18 protein-coding genes are annotated in these 17,067 nt (G+C 62.0%); 11 read left to right on the forward strand and 7 right to left on the reverse strand.

Features of this window, described 5'->3' with window-relative positions:
- A partial coding sequence (locus tag B7L68_RS02590) for a DNA-processing protein DprA (RefSeq protein ID WP_193432459.1) occupies positions 1-1,488 on the reverse strand: 1,488 nt, incomplete at its 3' end.
- Positions 1,489-1,624: 136 nt separating this feature from the next.
- On the opposite strand from B7L68_RS02590, the gene B7L68_RS02595 reads away from it, so the two are divergent.
- The 4 genes from B7L68_RS02595 to B7L68_RS02610 all read left to right on the forward strand — a co-directional run bounded on the left by B7L68_RS02595 (position 1,625) and on the right by B7L68_RS02610 (position 3,132).
- Positions 1,625-2,035: an HIT family protein gene (locus B7L68_RS02595; protein WP_081246135.1), complete on the forward strand. Its 411-nt coding sequence runs from the start codon at positions 1,625-1,627 to the stop codon at positions 2,033-2,035.
- A gap of 152 nt (positions 2,036-2,187) precedes the next feature.
- Positions 2,188-2,400: a hypothetical protein gene (locus tag B7L68_RS02600; protein ID WP_081246136.1), complete on the forward strand. Its 213-nt coding sequence runs from the start codon at positions 2,188-2,190 to the stop codon at positions 2,398-2,400.
- Positions 2,397-2,909: a DNA-binding protein gene (locus B7L68_RS02605; RefSeq protein WP_081246137.1), complete on the forward strand. Its 513-nt coding sequence runs from the start codon at positions 2,397-2,399 to the stop codon at positions 2,907-2,909. Before B7L68_RS02600 ends, B7L68_RS02605 begins: the two co-directional genes overlap by 4 nt.
- Positions 2,910-2,928: 19 nt before the next feature.
- Positions 2,929-3,132: a hypothetical protein gene (locus B7L68_RS02610; protein WP_081246181.1), complete on the forward strand. Its 204-nt coding sequence runs from the start codon at positions 2,929-2,931 to the stop codon at positions 3,130-3,132.
- A 196-nt stretch (positions 3,133-3,328) separates the two neighbouring features.
- Here B7L68_RS02610 and B7L68_RS02615 read toward each other — a convergent pair whose 3' ends face one another.
- Both B7L68_RS02615 and B7L68_RS02620 read right to left on the reverse strand, forming a co-directional pair.
- Complete coding sequence (locus tag B7L68_RS02615; RefSeq protein ID WP_101958002.1) at positions 3,329-4,099, reverse strand: hypothetical protein; 771 nt, start codon at positions 4,097-4,099, stop codon at positions 3,329-3,331.
- Between the two features lie 50 nt (positions 4,100-4,149).
- Positions 4,150-5,214, reverse strand: a complete 1,065-nt coding sequence (locus tag B7L68_RS02620; protein ID WP_369907389.1) for a chlorohydrolase — start codon at positions 5,212-5,214, stop codon at positions 4,150-4,152.
- Between the two features lie 178 nt (positions 5,215-5,392).
- Between B7L68_RS02620 and B7L68_RS02625 the strand changes: the two genes are divergently transcribed.
- Both B7L68_RS02625 and B7L68_RS02630 read left to right on the forward strand, forming a co-directional pair.
- Positions 5,393-6,145 (forward strand): tRNA pseudouridine(38-40) synthase TruA, encoded by a 753-nt coding sequence (locus B7L68_RS02625; RefSeq protein WP_081246139.1) that lies wholly within the window; start codon positions 5,393-5,395, stop codon positions 6,143-6,145.
- A 42-nt stretch (positions 6,146-6,187) separates the two neighbouring features.
- On the forward strand, positions 6,188-6,835 hold the full coding sequence (locus tag B7L68_RS02630; RefSeq protein WP_081246140.1) for a hypothetical protein: 648 nt from the start codon (positions 6,188-6,190) through the stop codon (positions 6,833-6,835).
- 138 nt (positions 6,836-6,973) lie between these two features.
- Here B7L68_RS02630 and B7L68_RS02635 read toward each other — a convergent pair whose 3' ends face one another.
- Positions 6,974-7,453, reverse strand: a complete 480-nt coding sequence (locus B7L68_RS02635) for a molybdopterin-binding protein (protein ID WP_081246141.1) — start codon at positions 7,451-7,453, stop codon at positions 6,974-6,976.
- Between the two features lie 77 nt (positions 7,454-7,530).
- Here B7L68_RS02635 and B7L68_RS02640 point away from each other — a divergent pair, with 77 nt between their 5' ends.
- From B7L68_RS02640 to B7L68_RS02655, 4 genes are read left to right on the forward strand one after another with little or no spacing between them, the layout of a single operon-like run.
- Positions 7,531-8,559 carry an ABC transporter ATP-binding protein gene (locus tag B7L68_RS02640; protein ID WP_101958003.1) on the forward strand — a complete coding sequence of 343 codons (1,029 nt, stop codon included), beginning with the start codon at positions 7,531-7,533 and terminating at the stop codon, positions 8,557-8,559.
- Positions 8,556-10,367, forward strand: coding sequence for an iron ABC transporter permease (locus B7L68_RS02645; RefSeq protein ID WP_081246143.1), 1,812 nt, complete (start codon positions 8,556-8,558; stop codon positions 10,365-10,367). The genes B7L68_RS02640 and B7L68_RS02645 overlap by 4 nt, the downstream gene beginning before the upstream one ends.
- Before the next feature lie 53 nt (positions 10,368-10,420).
- Complete coding sequence (locus tag B7L68_RS02650; RefSeq protein WP_081246144.1) at positions 10,421-11,887, forward strand: ABC transporter substrate-binding protein; 1,467 nt, start codon at positions 10,421-10,423, stop codon at positions 11,885-11,887.
- Between the two features lie 40 nt (positions 11,888-11,927).
- Positions 11,928-13,553, forward strand: coding sequence for an ABC transporter substrate-binding protein (locus B7L68_RS02655; RefSeq protein ID WP_081246145.1), 1,626 nt, complete (start codon positions 11,928-11,930; stop codon positions 13,551-13,553).
- 2 nt (positions 13,554-13,555) lie between these two features.
- Here the strand turns inward: B7L68_RS02655 and B7L68_RS02660 are convergent, their stop codons facing one another.
- From B7L68_RS02660 to B7L68_RS02670, 3 genes are read right to left on the reverse strand one after another with little or no spacing between them, the layout of a single operon-like run.
- Positions 13,556-14,356: an ABC transporter permease gene (locus B7L68_RS02660; protein ID WP_193432460.1), complete on the reverse strand. Its 801-nt coding sequence runs from the start codon at positions 14,354-14,356 to the stop codon at positions 13,556-13,558.
- The gene (locus B7L68_RS02665) at positions 14,347-15,360 is read right to left on the reverse strand and encodes an ABC transporter permease (RefSeq protein WP_081246146.1); all 1,014 of its coding nucleotides are present in this window, start codon (positions 15,358-15,360) and stop codon (positions 14,347-14,349) included. Before B7L68_RS02665 ends, B7L68_RS02660 begins: the two co-directional genes overlap by 10 nt.
- Complete coding sequence (locus B7L68_RS02670) at positions 15,357-16,325, reverse strand: ABC transporter ATP-binding protein (RefSeq protein WP_081246147.1); 969 nt, start codon at positions 16,323-16,325, stop codon at positions 15,357-15,359. The genes B7L68_RS02665 and B7L68_RS02670 overlap by 4 nt, the downstream gene beginning before the upstream one ends.
- 71 nt (positions 16,326-16,396) lie before the next feature.
- Between B7L68_RS02670 and B7L68_RS02675 the strand changes: the two genes are divergently transcribed.
- The gene (locus B7L68_RS02675; protein WP_081246148.1) at positions 16,397-17,023 is read left to right on the forward strand and encodes a hypothetical protein; all 627 of its coding nucleotides are present in this window, start codon (positions 16,397-16,399) and stop codon (positions 17,021-17,023) included.
- Positions 17,024-17,067 lie beyond the last annotated feature (44 nt).

Below are 17,067 nucleotides of genomic sequence, written 5' to 3' on the forward strand. Positions count from 1 at the left end.
GCGTTGCGCCTTTATGCCGAACTGGACTTGGTACTTCGTGCCCCAGCGCGTCTGGCGGTATCTGGTCTCCGGGATTATCACGGCGTGGGACATGCCGGCGATTATGCGGTTCCTGGCGGCGAGGCGTCGCCTCGTCGCGGCGGGATCCCTCAGGAGGTGCTCGGCCACCACGGCGGCCTCCTCCGCCAGATCGAAGAGCAGATGGGCGTCGCGGCTGAGCGCGCTCGGTCCGTCGAGTAGATGCGGCAGCACTCCCACCACGGCTCCGCCAGCCCTAGCGGCAGCCTCCGCGGCCTCTCTGTCCACGCCGGCCGCAAGCCCCGTCACCACCGTATGTCCGCGCCCGGCGAGCAAGGCTGCGATACTCCGTGTGGCCTCCCTCCCTTGGTCAGTGGGATCCCTCGTGCCGACCACCGCGATGGGGCTCCTCAACACTTTGTCCAACGGCTTGCCTGCGCGGAAGAGGACTAGGGGCGGGTAGACCTCGCCGTATCCGTAGCTCAATAGGTTGGGCGGATACTCCGGGGCGTCCATGGGCACGGGAACTATGCCCAGCCTCTCGGCCTTGGCATACGGACGTACCTCGTTTACTGCATTCAGCTCCTCAGCGAGTATTTCGACCAGCTTTCTGCCTTCTCTGACCGACCGGGCTATCCCTAGGGTGGTGGCCCCCCGCCTCGTTAGGATCTGCCGCTCCCAGAGCGCGGCCAGCCGCGCGGCTTCTCGCGGATGCGCGTCGTCGTAATTGCCGTGATCCTCCCAGATCTTGGGCACAGCGCACGTGAAGGCCCTCCTCAGAGCGTCTCTGGCCACGACGGCCGCGTAGATCCTCTTGGCGCCGGCGCCTCTGAGGGTTCTGGCCAGCGCCTCGATGGTCGTGCCTGTGGTCCTGACGTCGTCTATTATCACCACCAGCGAGTCTGGAGGGAGCCGGACCCTCGCCCTAAGGAATTTCATATATTCGGCCGATCTGCTTTCGAGGTCGCGCCCCGCGCGTATGGCTCCAGCCTTGACTGGCGCCGTCTTCTCCACCGCCTCTTCCAGCTTTACGTCGTACAGCCCTCTGAGCCTTGCGCGTACGGCTTCGGCAAGCTCCAAGGCTTGGTTGTGGCCGGCCTTCTCCTCTGGATGCTTGGGCACCGGCACGAGCAGAACCTCGCCAGCCCGGCGGAGGTCGCCATCCCACTCCCTCTTGATGGCCTCTGCCAAGAGACATCCCAGCGGCTCTGCGTACTGTGGATCCCTCTTCAGATTGAGTATCCACTCTGTGAGCGTATTGCGGAATTTCCCCCAGGCGTCTACGCCGTAGTAGAGGCCCGCCGCTAGGAAGCCATCCACAGACTTGAGGCCGTTGAAGGGATCGCTCGCACATGGGTGGTAGGGCTCCTCCCTTATCCAGCCGATGTATCTGCCCAGCACGACGGAATCGCCTCTCCACTTGACGTGGAGGAAATACCAGCGGCAGATCCAACACTCGGCGGGCTCCACAACTATCCATGCGCCTTAAAATTAGCTGAGGCGGCCACTAAACTCATGTTATTTATCGGTATTACGCGGCGCATGCAGACGTTTCTGGCAGATGCGCGGGGCTGAAAAGCTTATCTAGGCCGTCGTTCCGTGGTCTATGGACTGCATATTCTGCAAGATAGTCAAGGGCGAGGCTCCCGCGTGGCGTGTGTATGAAGACGACGACGTGGTGGTGGTGCTCGACAGATATCCGGCGTCCTACGGACACCTCCTCGTGGTGACCAAGGCCCACCACGAGAGCGTGATAGATACCCCCGACGATCTAGTCGTCAAGTCGTTCTCGGTGGCCGCCCGATTCGCGAGGATCTGGAAGGGGCTGGGCGCCAAGGGCGTCAACATAGTGACGAACGCAGGGAGGGAGGCCGGCCAAGTCATATTCCACTACCACGTCCACGTGATACCTAGGTGGGGCGACAAGCTGCTGTGGCACGGGAGGGATGAGATCAGGGAGGAGACCGCGAGGGAGGTAGTCGAAAAGCTGAAATCGGCCTTGGGGGCTCAAAAATAGGCGGGCGGAGGCTACGGCTTCTGTCCCTCCTTCTTCTTGCTCTTACACGGCATGTACAGATCTCGGCGGCTCTTTTTAAGGACGGACCTCGAAACAGATATAATTTCGGGCACACAGGACGGCAGATTTTATATTTGCGCCCAGTTAGGCATGTGGAGGAGTGGATCCAGCTCCTCGAGGAGGCCCGGGAGATCAGAAGGAGGGGGGCCGATTGGCACTTCATAAATAGCCTGCCGCCTAAGTTGAGGCTCGCCTTGACGTACTTCGTGGAGGTCGGCGATATCTATGTCGCCTCCAGGATAGCCGGGATGAAGGTGGGCGAGTTCGACGAGCTCCGGAGAAAGGCTAAGGTGCCGATGGTGTGACCGAGGCGATAGCCGACACCTCCTTCCTGATAGACTGGGCCAGATACAGCAGGCGGGATCTTCTGTGGAGGCTTTTCGACGTCGTGCACCTCCCCGAGTCTGTCCTGGCGGAGATCTACAGCGAGGGGACGCTCGCCTGGATAGTCGACGGCCTAGCCTCGCGGAGGATGGCGCTTTTCACCGAGACGGAGGACGTGGTCGATCTAGCCAGAAGGATCGTTTCGCTGTCTCGAGCTCTGCCCGCCAGAGGCGTCGATCTGCCGGAGGCCGTCTGCCTCGCCGCCGGGCTGAAGTTCGGATACGTCGTCTTGACGGAGAACGGGGGAGCCGTCATGGCGCCCAGCTTCCTCAACGAGCTCAGCCCGGTTAAAGTCATGAGGGCGCTCGACGTGCTTCACGCCCTCGCGCAGGCGGGCCATATAGGACTGAGGGAGGAGGTGGCTAGGTACCAGGTCGAGACTGGACATAGATTTGCCAAAAGGGATTTAAGGAGGCTGGGGCTCGAGTGATGTGGATAGGGAGTTCTGGATGGAGCTCCTCGAGGAGGCCCGGGAGATCAGAAGGAGGGAGGCGGACTGGGCCTATATAGATATGCAGCCGCCTCGCCTAAGGGCTGCGTTGAGGTACTACGTAGAGACCGGCGACTTCAGAACCGCGGCGAGGCTGGCCGGGCTAGGCGTCGAGGAGTTCCTCGAGAGGGCGAGGGAGGCCAAGATACCGCTGGTCTTATAGCGGCGTTGTTGCGGCCGAAAGCCCCGCATCCGGGGCGGGGAGGGATCTTTAAATCGAGCATACACGCGGTTGGCCCCCGACGGGGCGTAGGGCCCGCGGCGTCGGTCGGGCGGCTCCATGACCCGGCCCGAGCCGTTGAAGGCAGGGCGAAGGCCCGACGGGGCGCCTTGGAGAGCCCTTCGGGACGGGGAGGGGGTCAGTCGAGGCCGCTGCCGGCGAATATCTCGTCGAACACGGCGGCGACCATCCTCTGGACCTTTCTTGAGGCCCTCCCGGCGTTTCGGAAGGTCTCCGCCATCTCGTTCAGCACGGCGACCTGCAGGGGTAGCTTGTCGGCGAACTGGGGCGCCATCCTCACCACGTACTGGCCCTCCCACTGGAGTAGGAGGGCCGCCTGGACCACCTCGGAGTAGTTTATGACGCCGTCTACGTCGAAGGGCGGGAGCCTCGGGCCGCGCCGCCCCTTCCTGTTGGAGAGATACATCAGGGCTATGTACCCCTGCAGAGCCACCAAGGTCTTGACTATCTCCTTGCTGGACGCGGCCGAGACCACGTCGTAGACGATCCTCGCGGCCCTCGGGCCGACCGCCTCCGCGACCGCCTCCACGTCGCCGGGCCTAGCCAGAGGGGGCCTTCCGTACAGCCAGACCACCTCGACGCCGTACGTGGCGGCCTCCTCGTGGAGGCGGGCCAGGTCCTCGACCGTGGGCGGCGGGGGCAGCACTATCCTCCTCACGTTCAGCAGGTCCGCTACCAACACGGGCCTGTAGATGTCGTCGGGAAGCGGCAGGACCAGGGCGGAGGGCGGCTCCGCCAGCTCTAGGTCCAGCTCCGCCGCGTGGAGATACGGCGATTTGTCCAGCCGGAGCCTGCTCAGATCCAGGACGTGGGGGATGCCGAGGCCCCGCGCGGCCTCCAGCACGGCCCCCGCCTTGGCGCCCCTCCTCACATATACGGCTATATCCACGACAACGCCGTCCCCCATATATAAATTGGTTCGCGGCGGCGCGCCGGGGGCTACACCTCGTGCGGGAACACCACCTCGTCGCCCTCCATGAAGGCGAGGACGTCCTGCCCTCCGGCCCTCCTCGCGAGGAATTTGTACACGTTGTGTGTTGGGTACGGGAGCGCGACCGCAAGCGCCTTGGCCCTCGCGCCGACATCTAGAGGCGCCCCGCACCTCAGCTTCTCCCAGGGCCACGTGGTCGCCATCCTGAGGAGGTCCCTCTCGTCCAGATCCCACCCCCTGGTCCTCCCGTAGGCGTGGAGGAACTTGACCTCGGCCCACACGTCGGGCTCGTTGACGAAGGCGTTGTCGGTGCCCAGCAGGGGCTTCAGCGGCATCAACGACGGGACGTCGGGGAGCCTCCCCACGAAGTACGCGTTGGCCCTCGGGTTTATCACCACGGCCTTCTCCCTAGGTATCCTCTCCACCTCGTCGGCCGTGGCGTACACCAGATGCACCAGCACGTCGGCGTCCAGCACCCTCAGCGCCAGGTCCAGGTCGCCCGCCTCGTGGCAGTCCTCGGTCTCCGAGACGTGGGTCGAGACCAGCCGGTGTCTCCTCCTCAGCTCTCTGAGGTACTCCGGCGGGTGGTCCAGAGGCGAGGCCACCTGCACGTAGGGGTGGTCCGGCATGTCGCCGTGGGCCTCCTGGAACACCAAGGCGTCCACGCCGTACCTCCTGAAGGCCGCCTCCACGTCCCCCGCGGCGTATTCGGCGTAGGCCACGACGCAACCGACGCCGTACCTCCTCGCCCTCCTCGCGAAGGCCTCCAGCGGCCTTATGTGCCTCCCCCTCGCGACCAGCCTCCTCAGGAGGTGGTACTTCACGCCATGGGGCCAGCCGACCAGGTCGTCTATGTAGTAGTCGTCGCGGTCCGCCATGGCGACGTCGAGAGGATGGACATGCGCGTCGACCAGCTGGGGCATCAAGACCGCGTTGCCTAGATTGAGCGAGACCTGGCCCGAGTACCTCCCGATGCCCACGATCTTCCCCTCGTCGTTCAGCTCCACCACGCCGTCCTCCACCACGTCCAGATCGACCCCCCAAAGGACGTACCTAGCCCTCACGACCACCACAGAGCCTTGCCCAGAGGCCCTTTAAAGCAGTTTGCGTCGAGCGGCTCGATCGATGGGCGGCGCCCTATCGAGGACGATCGGGCGTGGGGCCGAGCCGCGACCTCGATCGACGGCCGGATGGCCGGCGGCCTCGGCCGGCAGCGCGTGAAAGAATTTAAGCGGGGAGCTACGGCCGTCGATGATCGCGTATCTCGTCGCCTACGACGGGGCCCTGTTCCACGGCTTCACCGGCCACGAGCGGTCCGTGGAGCCGGCTCTGGCCAAGGCCCTGGGCCCTCTGGCCGGCAGAGGCTCTCGCACGGACCCCGGCGTGTCAGCCCTCGGCAACGTCGTGGCGGCTAGATGCTCGAAGCCTCTGGGCCAGATAAACGCCGAGCTGCCGAGGGGGGTGTGGGTCTGGGGACGGGCCGAGGTGCCCGAGGACTTCAACCCCAGGAGGGCGCGCGCCAGGACCTACGTCTACTTCGCTCCCTATAGGGGGGAGGACGTCGGGCTCGTGAGGGAGGCGGCCGCCCTCTTCGTGGGCACCCGCAACTACCGGAATTTCGCCAAGGGGGTTCGCGACGCCGTGACGACCATATACTCCGTGGACGTGGAGGACAGGGGGACGTACATAGAGATCACGTTCAGGGGGAGGGGCTTCAGGAACAAGATGCTGCGGAAGATAGCCTGGGCCCTGCTGGCCGTAGGCCGCGGCGTCTTGAACATGGACGACGTGCGCCGTCTGCTCGAGGGGGCTGGCGGCGGCCCCGTCCCCAGCGCGCCCGCCGAAGGCCTCGTGCTGCTCTCCATAGACTACGGCATAGATTTCTCCATCGACCGGAGCATCTTGACCAAAATATATAGGTATTTCTTGAATAAGTATTATATATACCTCTCATTGAGTAGAGTATATGAAAAAATTACTGAAGAGACCTTGAAGTGGTTGTAGCGCGGGAAGATAGCTTTTAAATATACATCGCATATCAGTGGCGTGGAGCCCTACTGCAACTTCGACGTGGCTGTGGAGAACGCGAGGGAGCTTCTGGAGGGCGCCCTCTCGGAGTACTACTGGGATATGCCCAGGCGGGAGCTGGATGCCGTTGTGGACATAGCCCTCAGGGACTTCCTCCACTACCTCGCCTACAAGTCGGGCATCTATACGGCGCAGAGGTTCAGGGAGGACAAGGCGCGCCTGAGGCTCTGCGTCTATATAACCGACCGTTGGCCCAAAATTGCCGAGCTGGCCTCCGAGTGGGTGGTGATGTGGTCGGCCAAGTGGCGCCAGAGAGTCCGCTTGGTCTTCAGCGACGAGGAGTTCAAGAGGGCCACCGCCGAGGGCGAGCCCTTCAAGCCCCACAAGAACCTGGACGAGTTCCTCTCCAAGGTGGACCGCCTCGACCTCCAGCTCTTCACGGTCTCCAGCCTGATCAGAGCCGGCGAGCTGGCCGGGCTGGACCAGATAGCGGACTACATAATCAGGGAGGAGGCGAACTACCTACTGGATCTCTACGGGCCCGAGAAGGCCCTCGAGAAATACAGAGAGGGCGCGTTGGCCGAGAGGATCCTCAAGAGAGTGAGGGGACTCGGCAAGACGTCGGAACCTCTCCTGGTGATACGGGTGGACCTAAGGGCTTGGTAGCAAGCCCGCCGGAGGCCGGCGCCGGACATCCGCGGAGCTCCTCGCCGCGGTTCTGTCAAGCCCCGGCAACCGCCGCCATCGACGCCTATTCGCCGGGTCGGAGACGCGGGGGCGGGTCCGACTCGACCCCGTTGGGGATCAGCCCACCGAGATGGCCGTGGAGTGGTATATATAGGCCGGCTCCCTGGGCTCCACCGCCTTAACGACCATCTTGATCCACCCGCCCCCCGTGTAGATGAACCCGGCGAAGCTGGTGAAGACGGGGACTCTGGCCGCGGCTACGGCCGAGACCGCCGCCCTCAACTCCTCGGCCGAGATGGGCGCCTCCGACGATACGGCGAGCCTCACCCTGCGGGCCTCGTACGCCCTGTCGATCCTCCTCAGCAGCACTGCTCTGGCCCTCCCCCCGAGGGCGGGGTAGACGTCGGCCGTCACCGACACGCCGGACCTCATGGATCTATCCACCTCGACTATCCTGGCGCCGCTGGCGCCATCCGGGCTCTCGATCCTCACGGCGTCGCCCACCTTGAGGCCCAACGCCTGAGCCACGTCGCCGGACACCGCCGCCCTAAACCCAACTCCCTCCATCTCGCCGCGCAATCTCACGAGGGCGTACACGCCGTGCTTTACTCATGTATATATAAGTTTAATGCATATGGGAGAGGCCCATAAGTTTTTAACCACACATGATAGCCGTGGTTTCAGTCAGGACAGAGAAACTGACCAAAAGGTATGGCGATATATACGCCGTCAGAGACGTGGATCTGGAGGTGAGGGACGGCGAGATATTCGCCGTGCTGGGGCCCTCGGGATGCGGAAAGACGACGCTCCTCCGCCTAATCGCCGGCTTGGAGGAGCCGAGCAGCGGCAGAATATACTTCGACGGAAGGGACGTGACGGATCTGCCGACGCAGAAGAGGAACACGGCCGTCGTGCCCCAGACCTGGGCCCTCTGGCCCCATATGACGGTCTTCGACAACGTGGCCTACGGCCTCAAGCTCAGAAAACTGCCTAGGGCCGAGATAGGGGCCCGCGTAAGGCGGATGCTCGAACTGGTCGGCTTGTCCGGACTGGAGAGGAGGAGGCCCTACGAGCTTTCTGGAGGTCAGCAACAGCGCGTGGCGCTCGCCAGAGCCCTCGTGGTGGAGCCCTCGCTGCTTCTCCTCGACGAGCCTCTGGCCAACCTAGACGCGAAGCTCAGGCTGGAGTTGCGGGGGGAGGTCAGGAGGATCGCGAAGGAGCTCTCGATAACGACCATATACGTGACTCACGACCAGGAGGAGGCGTTCGCCGTGGCGGACAGAGTCGCCGTGATGAACGCAGGCTCCGTGAGGCAAGTCGGATCGCCCGAGGAGATCTACAGAAGACCTGCCGACGTGTTCGTCGCATCCTTCATAGGGAGGGCCAGGGCGGTGCACGGCGTTGTGGTCGACCGCAGCGGGGCGATGGTGACCGTCGACGTGGGGTTCCCCATCAACGCCGAGGCGGTTCAAGATCTGGCCGTGGGCGAGCGCGCCGTGGTTGTGGTCAGGCAAGGCTCTATACACATGGTGCAGGACGGAGGGATAGCTTGCAGGGTCGTCGACGCTAGGTTCCTGGGCGGCACGTACCACGTGGACCTCGACTGCGGAGGGGTGAGGTTGCCGGCGGAGTCCGACTCAGCGCCGAGGCCGGGCGAGCTCGTGAGGGTGGCCATAAAGGGGGCCCTCGCGTATAGACCATGAGGCAGAGGTTCGTCTCCGCGGCGCTGGCCGCGGGCTTGGCCTTCCTCCTGGCCTTTCTGGTATCGCCCATCGCCTACATCTTCTACTATATCTACACCCAGCTGGCGGCTGTCGCGCCTCTGCTGGCAAGCCCCTATTACTTCGACGTATCTCCAGCCGCGTTCCAGAACGCCTTCCAGATAGAGAGGGCCGGCTCCGTCTACCGCCTGGTGCTAAACGGCCCCGATATGGGCGTCATAGCGAACAGCTTGTGGGTGGGGCTCACGGTGGCTCTGGCCGACACGTTGCTGGGGCTCGCCATAGCGTTCGCCCTGGCCAAGTACGAGTTCAGGGGGAGGACGGCGCTGGGGATCGTCGCGGCCGCCCCGTTGATAGTTGTGCCGTTCGTCACCGCCTACGTGATACGCATATTCCTCAACCCGCTCTGGGGCACCTTAAACTGGGCGATCTCGTCTCTCGGCATCCCTCTGAGAGTCGAGATAAGAGGCCTCGCCGCGGTGGCCCTCGCCCAGATGTTCCTGTATCTGCCCATAGCATATCTAAACATATACACGGCCGTATCGAGGGTGGACCCCACCTTGGAGGAGGTGGCGAACAACCTCGGCGCCAGCGGGTCGAGGGCCGCCAGAGATATAGTCCTGCGCCTCGCTACGCCCGGCATAGCCGCCGCGTTCACCCTAGTATTCATTATGTCTATAGACGATATAGCCGCACCTATAATATTTCAGGACTATCCAGAAGCCCGCAAACTGATGTCATACCAAATATATCAGTATTTCATTAGCTCTATAAGCGGCCAGATAAGCCCGGCGACGGCGTTGCTCGCCTTGATACTGCTCGCGGTGTCCCTCGCGGCTTTCCTCGCGGTCAGGCGCTACGTGGGATTGAGCCAATACGCCATGCTCGTAAGGCAACTGAGACCTAGATCCTATAGGCCAGGCCCGGGCGGATACGCCTTGATAGCTCTATCCTTCCTGGTGGTGATCGCGGCCGCCGCACCTCTGGCGGGAGCGCTCGTGCTGGTCTTCGCAGATAGGTGGGCCAGCTCCCCGTTGCCCTCGGGCCTCTCGCCGTCGCTCGGCCTCGACAGGCTAGAGACCGTGTTGACAAACCCGTACTACGTTAGAGGCATAGAGAACACCGTAGTGTACTCCTTGACGGCCACTGCGGCCGTCGTCGTGATGGGAATACTGATATCGGTGGCGGCCGCCAGATTCCGCGGCAGGGCAGCCGGCGTCTTGGACGCCTTGGCCACAGCGCCGATAGCCATACCGGGTCTCGTGGTCGCGTACTCCTACTTCTTGGCTTTGCTTCCGCTCTCCGGCTGGCTGGCGGGCTGCTGTCCGGATATAGCACATATAATAAACCCGCTCGACAACCCCGCGACAGCCATAGTGATTGGGTACTCCGTCAGGAAGCTCCCCTTCGCCGTGAGGAGCATGTACGCCGGCTTGCAGCAACTGCATATATCTACCGAGGAGGTTTCTCTAAACCTAGGCGCAAGCTACGGCAGAACTCTTGCGAGCGTAGTCCTCCCCTTGATTAGGAATAACGTAATAAGCGGCGCCCTAATCGCCTTTGTGTATATGACCAGCGAGGTCTCTCTAGGCGTCACGCTGGGGTCCCTGAAGGGTCTAGGATACGACCACGCGATGCCCATAACCGCCGTGATGAGCGTCGACATACAGGGAAGCGTGAACGGCCTATTCTACGCCGCCGCGCTCGGCCTCATACTGGCGCTCATACAGATAGCTGCTATCCTCCTCGTCACTAGAGTGCTCAAGACGAGATACGGCTTTATAGTCTAGCCTCAGACACTGCTTAAGCACAATATTTAAAAACTCGGGTATTTCATTTAATTATGTCGAAAACCCTCTATATCACGATAGCCATAGTAATTATCATAATAGCGGCCATAGCTGTCTATTACAGCCAGACGGCCGGACGGCCGCAGCCGAGCCAGCCCACGTCCCAGCCGCCCCCGACGACCGCCACGGCGACCGCCCAGCCGACGTCCACGACAGTCCAGCAATGCCCCCAGCTGGTCATCTTGACGCGCCACCCCACCGCCATCCTCAACGTGACGAGGACCCTATTCCTCAGTAGCGATGTGGCCAAGAGGTACGGCATAAAGGACCTCGTCTTCAAGAACCCGCCTGCCTCCCAGTGGGAGGCCTTGATCAAACAGGGCGGGGTGGACGTGGCCTGGGGAGGCGGCCCCACGCTCTTCAACGTGTTGTACCAAGACGGATTCCTACTGCCCCTACAGGGCAGCGAGGTGAAGGCCGCGTTGTCCCAAGTGCCGGACACCGTGGCGGGCATGCCGCTGAAGCTCAAGGGGCCGGACGGGAGCGTGTACTGGGTTGCCTGGGCCATATCCAGCTTCGGGATAACCGTCAATTTGGACTTCCTCAACAAGACCGGCTTGCCCATCCCCCGCGATTGGTCCGACCTGGCATCCTTCACGTTCGGGAAGGCCCTCCTGCAGGGCTATCCGGCCACCTCCATAGGCGATATATCTAGGTCCACCAGCTCCACCAGGATGGCCGAGATAATACTACAGGCATACGGCTGGGATAGAGGGTGGCGCATCATCACGTTGACCGCCGCCAACGGCAAGGTCTGGAGCTCCAGCGAGGACGCCAGGGACGCCATAATACGCGGCGACTCCGGCGCTGGTTGGACCATAGACTTCTACGGCTACATAGCCCAGCTACAGAACCCCCACACCAGGTACATAATCCCGCCCAACACGACGGTCAACGGAGACCCCATAGCCGTGGTTAACGCCACTAAGTGCAGACAAGCCGCCGAGGCCTTCGTGGCTTGGGTCATCACGGACGGCCAGCGCATGGTCTTCGACAAAAGCATAAACAGACTGCCCTCGAACCCCAACGCGTTCAACACCCCCGAGGGTCAAGGCAGGCCCGACTTGAAGGCGGTCTACCAGCAGCTACAGGGACTCCACGCCATGGCCTTCAACGACTCCCTGGCCATGAGCTACGAACAGGCCATAATATATTACTTCGTGGCGACCATAGTCCAGGAGCAGGGCGATCTGCAGAACGCGTGGAAGGCCCTTCTGCAGGCCTACTACAGCGGAAAGATAAATGCAACCACGGCGCAGAGGCTGGCGGCCGAGTTGGGGGCCCCGCTCCAGTTCAAGGTGAACGGCACCACCTACGTCTTTACGCAAGAATACGCCCAGAGCATAAACAGCCGTATAGCTAAGGACGCGGCGTTCAGGGACCAGATGATCGCCATATGGCGCGACGCGGCCCGCGATAAATACCTGGCTGTCCTGAACGAGATAAATTCCTTATCCTAGTTTTTCATAAAACTTAAAAGACGTACGTATCGCGTATTTCATGAAGACCTCAACAATAATAGCGGTCGTGGTCGTCGTGGTCGTGCTGATCGCGGCCATCGCCTATCTAGCCTATTCCGGAGGGGGAGGCGCCGCGACTACTACTTCCCCGCCCACGGCCTCCACGGCGACTTCCTCCTCCACGTCGCCCGCCGCCTCGGCCACATCGACGGCGGGAGGCCCCACGTTGACCATAGGGGTTACCGACAAGGTCACCGAGCTGGATCCCGCGATGGCCTACGACTTCTTCACGTGGGAGATCTTCTACAACACCATGTCGGGCCTCGTCATGTATAAGCCAGGCACCACCGAGCTGGTCCCTGCCCTAGCCACAAGCTGGGAGGTGAGGGACAACGGCACCGTGTGGATATTCCACCTGAGGCACGACGCCAAGTTCTGCGACGGCACCCCCGTGACGGCCCAGAACGTTGTATGGTCCATACAGAGAGTCATGAAGATAAACGGCGATCCCGCCTGGCTTGTCACGTACTTCGTGATGAACGTTACAGCGCTCGACAACTACACGGTCGAGTTCGTCCTGAAGAGGCCGGTGGCGTACTTCCTGGCGCTTCTCGCGACTCCGCCGTATTTCCCCGTCAGTCCTAGATACAACCCCAGCCAAGTCGACGCAGATCAGACGGCGGGCGGCGCCGGGCCCTACTGCATCTCCAAGTTCGTGAGGGACCAGACCATAGTGCTGACGGCCAATCCCTACTGGTACGGCCCCCAGCCCTACTACAAGACCGTGGTCATTAGATTCTACAGCGACTCCTCGGCGCTGAGGCTTGCGCTCCAGAGCGGCGAGATCGACATAGCTTGGCGCACCCTCAGCCCGCCCGACCTCCAGGCCCTGAAGTCGAGCGGCAAGTTCCAAGTGATAGAGGTCCCGAGCATGTTCATCCGCTACATGGTGATAAACACCAAGATGATAAACAGCACCTTGGTCAGACAGGCGCTGGCCGCGGCGGTGTGCAGATCCCAGATAATCAACGTGGTGTTCAACGGCACCATGTCGCCGCTCTATACCATGATACCGGCCGGCATGTGGGGCGCCGTCCCCGTCTTCAAGCAGATGTACGGCGACTGCAACACCACCTTGGCCCAACAGCTGCTGCAGAAGGCCGGCTACTCTCCCTCCAACAAGCTCGTCATAGATCTCTGGTACACCCCGTCCCATTACGGCAGCACCGAGCAGGACGTGGCCGCCTTGTTGAAGCAACAGCTGGAGGCCACGGGCATGATGGCGGTCAATATAAGATCCGCCGAGTGGAGCACCTACACCGACTACGCCAGGAAGGGCGCCATGGAGGTCTATCTGCTCGGCTGGTATCCGGACTACCTGGACCCCGACGACTACATGGTGCCTTTCTTCAGGACGGGCGCCAACTCGTGGCTGGGCAACGGCTACTCCAACCCGACTCTAGACAAGTTGCTCGACGAGGCGTCCGTGCTCGTGAACCAGACCGCGAGGGCGCAGATATACGCCGAGGCCCAGAACATCGTGGCGCAGGACGCCCCCATAGTGCCGTTGTTCCAAGGCAAGCTGTTCATAGTGGCCAAGCCCGGCATCAAGGTGACGGTGGACCCCACGATGATATTGAGGTACTGGCTGATCTCCGCCTCCTAAAATCAAAGTTTTTTCCTCAGCCCGAACCTATCCGCAAGGCCTTCCCCCAGCAGGGAGAAGCCCAGGGCTGCTAGCACTATCATCAAGCCGGGCGTCAAGAGCCACCAGGCCCCGTTCAATATATACGACTTCGCGGCCGATAGGTCGGCCCCCCAGTCCGGGGTCGGCGGCACGACGGTGTAGCCGAAGAAGGCCAGAGCCGCCTCGGTGAGGATTGCGTCGGCTAGGTTTATGGTGGCTATCACGACTATGGTCAACGTCAATACAGGCAACACATGCCTCACCACTATATGCGTCGTCGAGGCGCCCAAGGCCCGCGCGGCCTCTATGTACTGGAACGTCTTGATTACCTGCGTCTCGTTGCGGGCGAGTCTGTAGTACGTGGGGATGTAGACGAAGCCTATGGCCAGGGCTGCGTTCAGCGGGCTAGGGCCGAGCACGGCGGCGATGGCCATGGCCATGAGGAGGCCCGGAAAGGCGTATAGGCTGTCCATGGTCATCGTCAGAAGTCTGTCCAGCCACCTCCCCGTATAGCCGGAGAACATCCCCAGTAGGACCCCCGCGATGGACGAGATCAAGGTGGCCAGGAGGGCCACCCCCAACGGAACTCTCCCTCCGTACATCAGCCTCGCGAGCACGTCTCTGCCGAGGTAGTCGGTCCCCAGCGGGTGTGCGGGGCTGGGCGGCAGCAACGGCCTGTCTGTCGACAGGGTGGGGCTGGTTCCTATCAGGAGCGGCGGTATCGCTATGAATATCAAGATGGCGGCCACCACGGCGGCTCCTACGTACAGCTTCACTGCCATACCCCCCTCCGCAATCTGGGATCCACCGCCAGGTTCACTAGATCCACCGCTATGTTGATGAAGACCACTATAAGGACGTAGAATATCACCACGCCCTGCACGGTCGGGTAGTCCAGATACTGGATCCTTTCCAGCAATAGAGTGCCGAGGCCTGGCCACGAGAAGGTGGTCTCCGTCAACACGGCGCCCTGTAGGAGCAACGCCAGCTGGAGGCCCATCATGGTTATCGTCGGGACCAACGCCGCTCTGTACGCCCTCATGAGCACGCGCCAGCGGGGCAACCCGGCCGCCCTGTACGTCGTTATGAAGTCCTCCTCCAACGTCTTGACCATGTTGTTCCTTATGAACCTCGTGAAGACCCCGGATATAACTATCCCCAGCGTTATCGAGGGGAGCGCTAGATGCTTCAATGCGCTGACCAGCGCGGGCCAGTCGCCCGAGATGGCGGCGTCGACGACGTAGAGGCCGGTGATGTGAGGCGGCTCTAGGCCCGGCGTAATTCTGCCGCCTATGGGGAGCCACCTCAGATATACGCCGAAGATCAGCTGAAGGGCCAGCCCGAAGAATGGGATGAACAATATATACGCTATTATGGCGTATAGGCGCACCGCCTCGTCCACATTGCGTCTGAAATAGGCGGCTAGGAACGCCAGCGCGTGGCCGATCGCTATGCTGACCAGAAAGGAAAACACGGCCAGCTCGACTGTGGCGGGGAACCTATCCATTATGTCTGCTATCACAGGCCTGTTGTCTATGAAGCTCCTGCCGAGATCTCCCGTGAAGACTCCCCTTATATAGTCCAGATACTGCACGTATAGAGGCTTGTTGAGGCCGGTCTGCTCCATCAGCTGCTGGATATATTCGGGCGGCGCCTTCTGGCCCACCATCGCCTCTATCGGGTTGCCCGGTATGACCCTCAATATCAAGAACACGACGGTCAGCAGAATCAACATGGTCGGCAGGGCTAAGGCCAGCCTCAGCAAGATATACCTCAACGGGCTCATGTCCTCAAGAGCCAACAAGCCGCTCTATGGCCCGGCCCCACATCGACCATCGGCGGCTCCTCCCTCCTGCATATATCCATGGCGTGTCCACATCTGGGGTGGAAGCGGCAGCCGGGAGGCGGCCTTATCAGGCTGGGCACCCTCCCGGGTATAGAGCTGAGGGCTCTATCTTGTCTCAACGTGGGGGTCGATTCGAGCAGGGCGCCTGTGTACGGATGTCTCGGCGAGGTCAAGACCGCGTCGGAAGGCCCTATCTCCACGATCTTGCCTGCGTACATGACGGCGATCCTATCCGCTATCTCGGAGGCCAGAGCTAGGTCGTGGGTGATCAATATCATGGAGACATCCCCCCTCAGGCTCTTCAACAGGGAGATCACGTTGGCTTGGGTTATCACGTCCAGGGCCGACGTAGGCTCGTCGAGAATTACTACTAAAGGCCGCAGTATCAATGCCAGCGCGATCATGACCCTCTGCTTCATCCCGCCGGAAAGCTCGAAGGGATACATGTCCAGGACCGAGACGGGGAGACCCACGGACTTTATCGCCTCGGCGGCCGCCGCAAGCCCCCTCCTCTTGTCGAGATCCGGCCTATGTTCTCTGACTATCCTGTATATGAAGTCCCCTATGGTCGAGACGGGGTCGATGGCGTTCATCGAGGCTTGGAAAACCATGGATATGCGCTTCCACCTCACGTCGCGCCTCAACGCCTCCTCGTCCATGGAGACGATGTCGAACTCGGCGCCGCCGTCATGTAGCAATATCCTCCCGTCGTAGAGGACGGCGTTTTCGGGCAGTAGGCGCATAATGGCGTAGCCCAGGGAGGACTTGCCGCTGCCCGACTCCCCCACGACGGCCAAGACCTCCCCCCTATCCAGCTCGAGGGAGACCCCGTCGACTGCCTTGACCACGTCCTTGCCCATGCCGTAATAGAGCCTGAGCCCCTCCACGACCAACACCGGAGGCATAGGTCTAGACCGCCAGCCTTTTTATAAGCTTGGGCGGAGGATGTTCTATATTTATAGGCGCAAGATCGTACATGGACTTCTCGGTGCCCGTGGGGAGATTCCGCGATTTGGAGGACGCCACTTTAATAATCAGGCCGGAGGGAGCCACAGCGGTGGGCAGGGGGCCGGGCGGATACGACGAGGTCCCCGTCGGCCTCGAGGAGGCGCGGGCCTACGCGGCGCCGTACGTCGAGGCCTACGACGAGTTCCTGAGGAAGGTGGCCGAGGCTCTGGGGACGAGCTACGAGCCGCCGGATAGGTCGAACATAGCCAAGTGGCTCGAGGGCCACGTGAAGGCGGTCGAGGCTCTGGGGGCCAGATGGGCCAAGGTCGTGGACTCGGTGGGGCCCTTCGCGTTCAGGAGAGCGGTCCCCAAGGTCTATATACCCTACATGGGCTCAAGCATAACCGCCACCTACCTCCTCTACCCCTTCGAGGGCGCGGTGGTGGCCGCCGACAATAAGGGGAGGACCATGGCTATAGGCAGCGTGGTGGTGGAGTGGGGCGGCGTGGCCGTCTACAGAGGCGGACTTAGGACTCTGCCCGGCGCCGTGGTGCTGGCCCAGGCCGAGCCGCGCCTCGCGCCTCCCCTAGAGGCTATCGCGAGGGCCGTCTCCAAGCTCGTGGAGTCCGCCGCGGCCGTAAGGCCTCAGCCCTAGCGAGTATATGGCCGCGAGAAGCCTAAAGACGGGCGTCCCGCAGG

The organism is Thermoproteus sp. CP80 (assembly GCF_002077075.2).
GTDB lineage: Archaea > Thermoproteota > Thermoprotei > Thermoproteales > Thermoproteaceae > Thermoproteus.

Excerpts from the sequence above, each read along its gene's own strand:
- B7L68_RS02595 (WP_081246135.1), top strand. The coding sequence starts at position 1,625 with ATGGACTGCATATTCTGCAAGATAGTCAAGGGCGAGGCTCCCGCGTGG.
- B7L68_RS02610 (WP_081246181.1), top strand. The coding sequence starts at position 2,929 with ATGGAGCTCCTCGAGGAGGCCCGGGAGATCAGAAGGAGGGAGGCGGAC.
- B7L68_RS02625 (WP_081246139.1), top strand. The coding sequence starts at position 5,393 with ATGATCGCGTATCTCGTCGCCTACGACGGGGCCCTGTTCCACGGCTTC.
- B7L68_RS02645 (WP_081246143.1), top strand. The coding sequence starts at position 8,556 with ATGAGGCAGAGGTTCGTCTCCGCGGCGCTGGCCGCGGGCTTGGCCTTC.
- B7L68_RS02650 (WP_081246144.1), top strand. The coding sequence starts at position 10,421 with ATGTCGAAAACCCTCTATATCACGATAGCCATAGTAATTATCATAATA.
- B7L68_RS02655 (WP_081246145.1), top strand. The coding sequence starts at position 11,928 with ATGAAGACCTCAACAATAATAGCGGTCGTGGTCGTCGTGGTCGTGCTG.
- B7L68_RS02660 (WP_193432460.1), bottom strand. The coding sequence starts at position 14,356 with ATGGCAGTGAAGCTGTACGTAGGAGCCGCCGTGGTGGCCGCCATCTTG.
- B7L68_RS02665 (WP_081246146.1), bottom strand. The coding sequence starts at position 15,360 with ATGAGCCCGTTGAGGTATATCTTGCTGAGGCTGGCCTTAGCCCTGCCG.
- B7L68_RS02670 (WP_081246147.1), bottom strand. The coding sequence starts at position 16,325 with ATGCCTCCGGTGTTGGTCGTGGAGGGGCTCAGGCTCTATTACGGCATG.
- B7L68_RS02675 (WP_081246148.1), top strand. The coding sequence starts at position 16,397 with ATGGACTTCTCGGTGCCCGTGGGGAGATTCCGCGATTTGGAGGACGCC.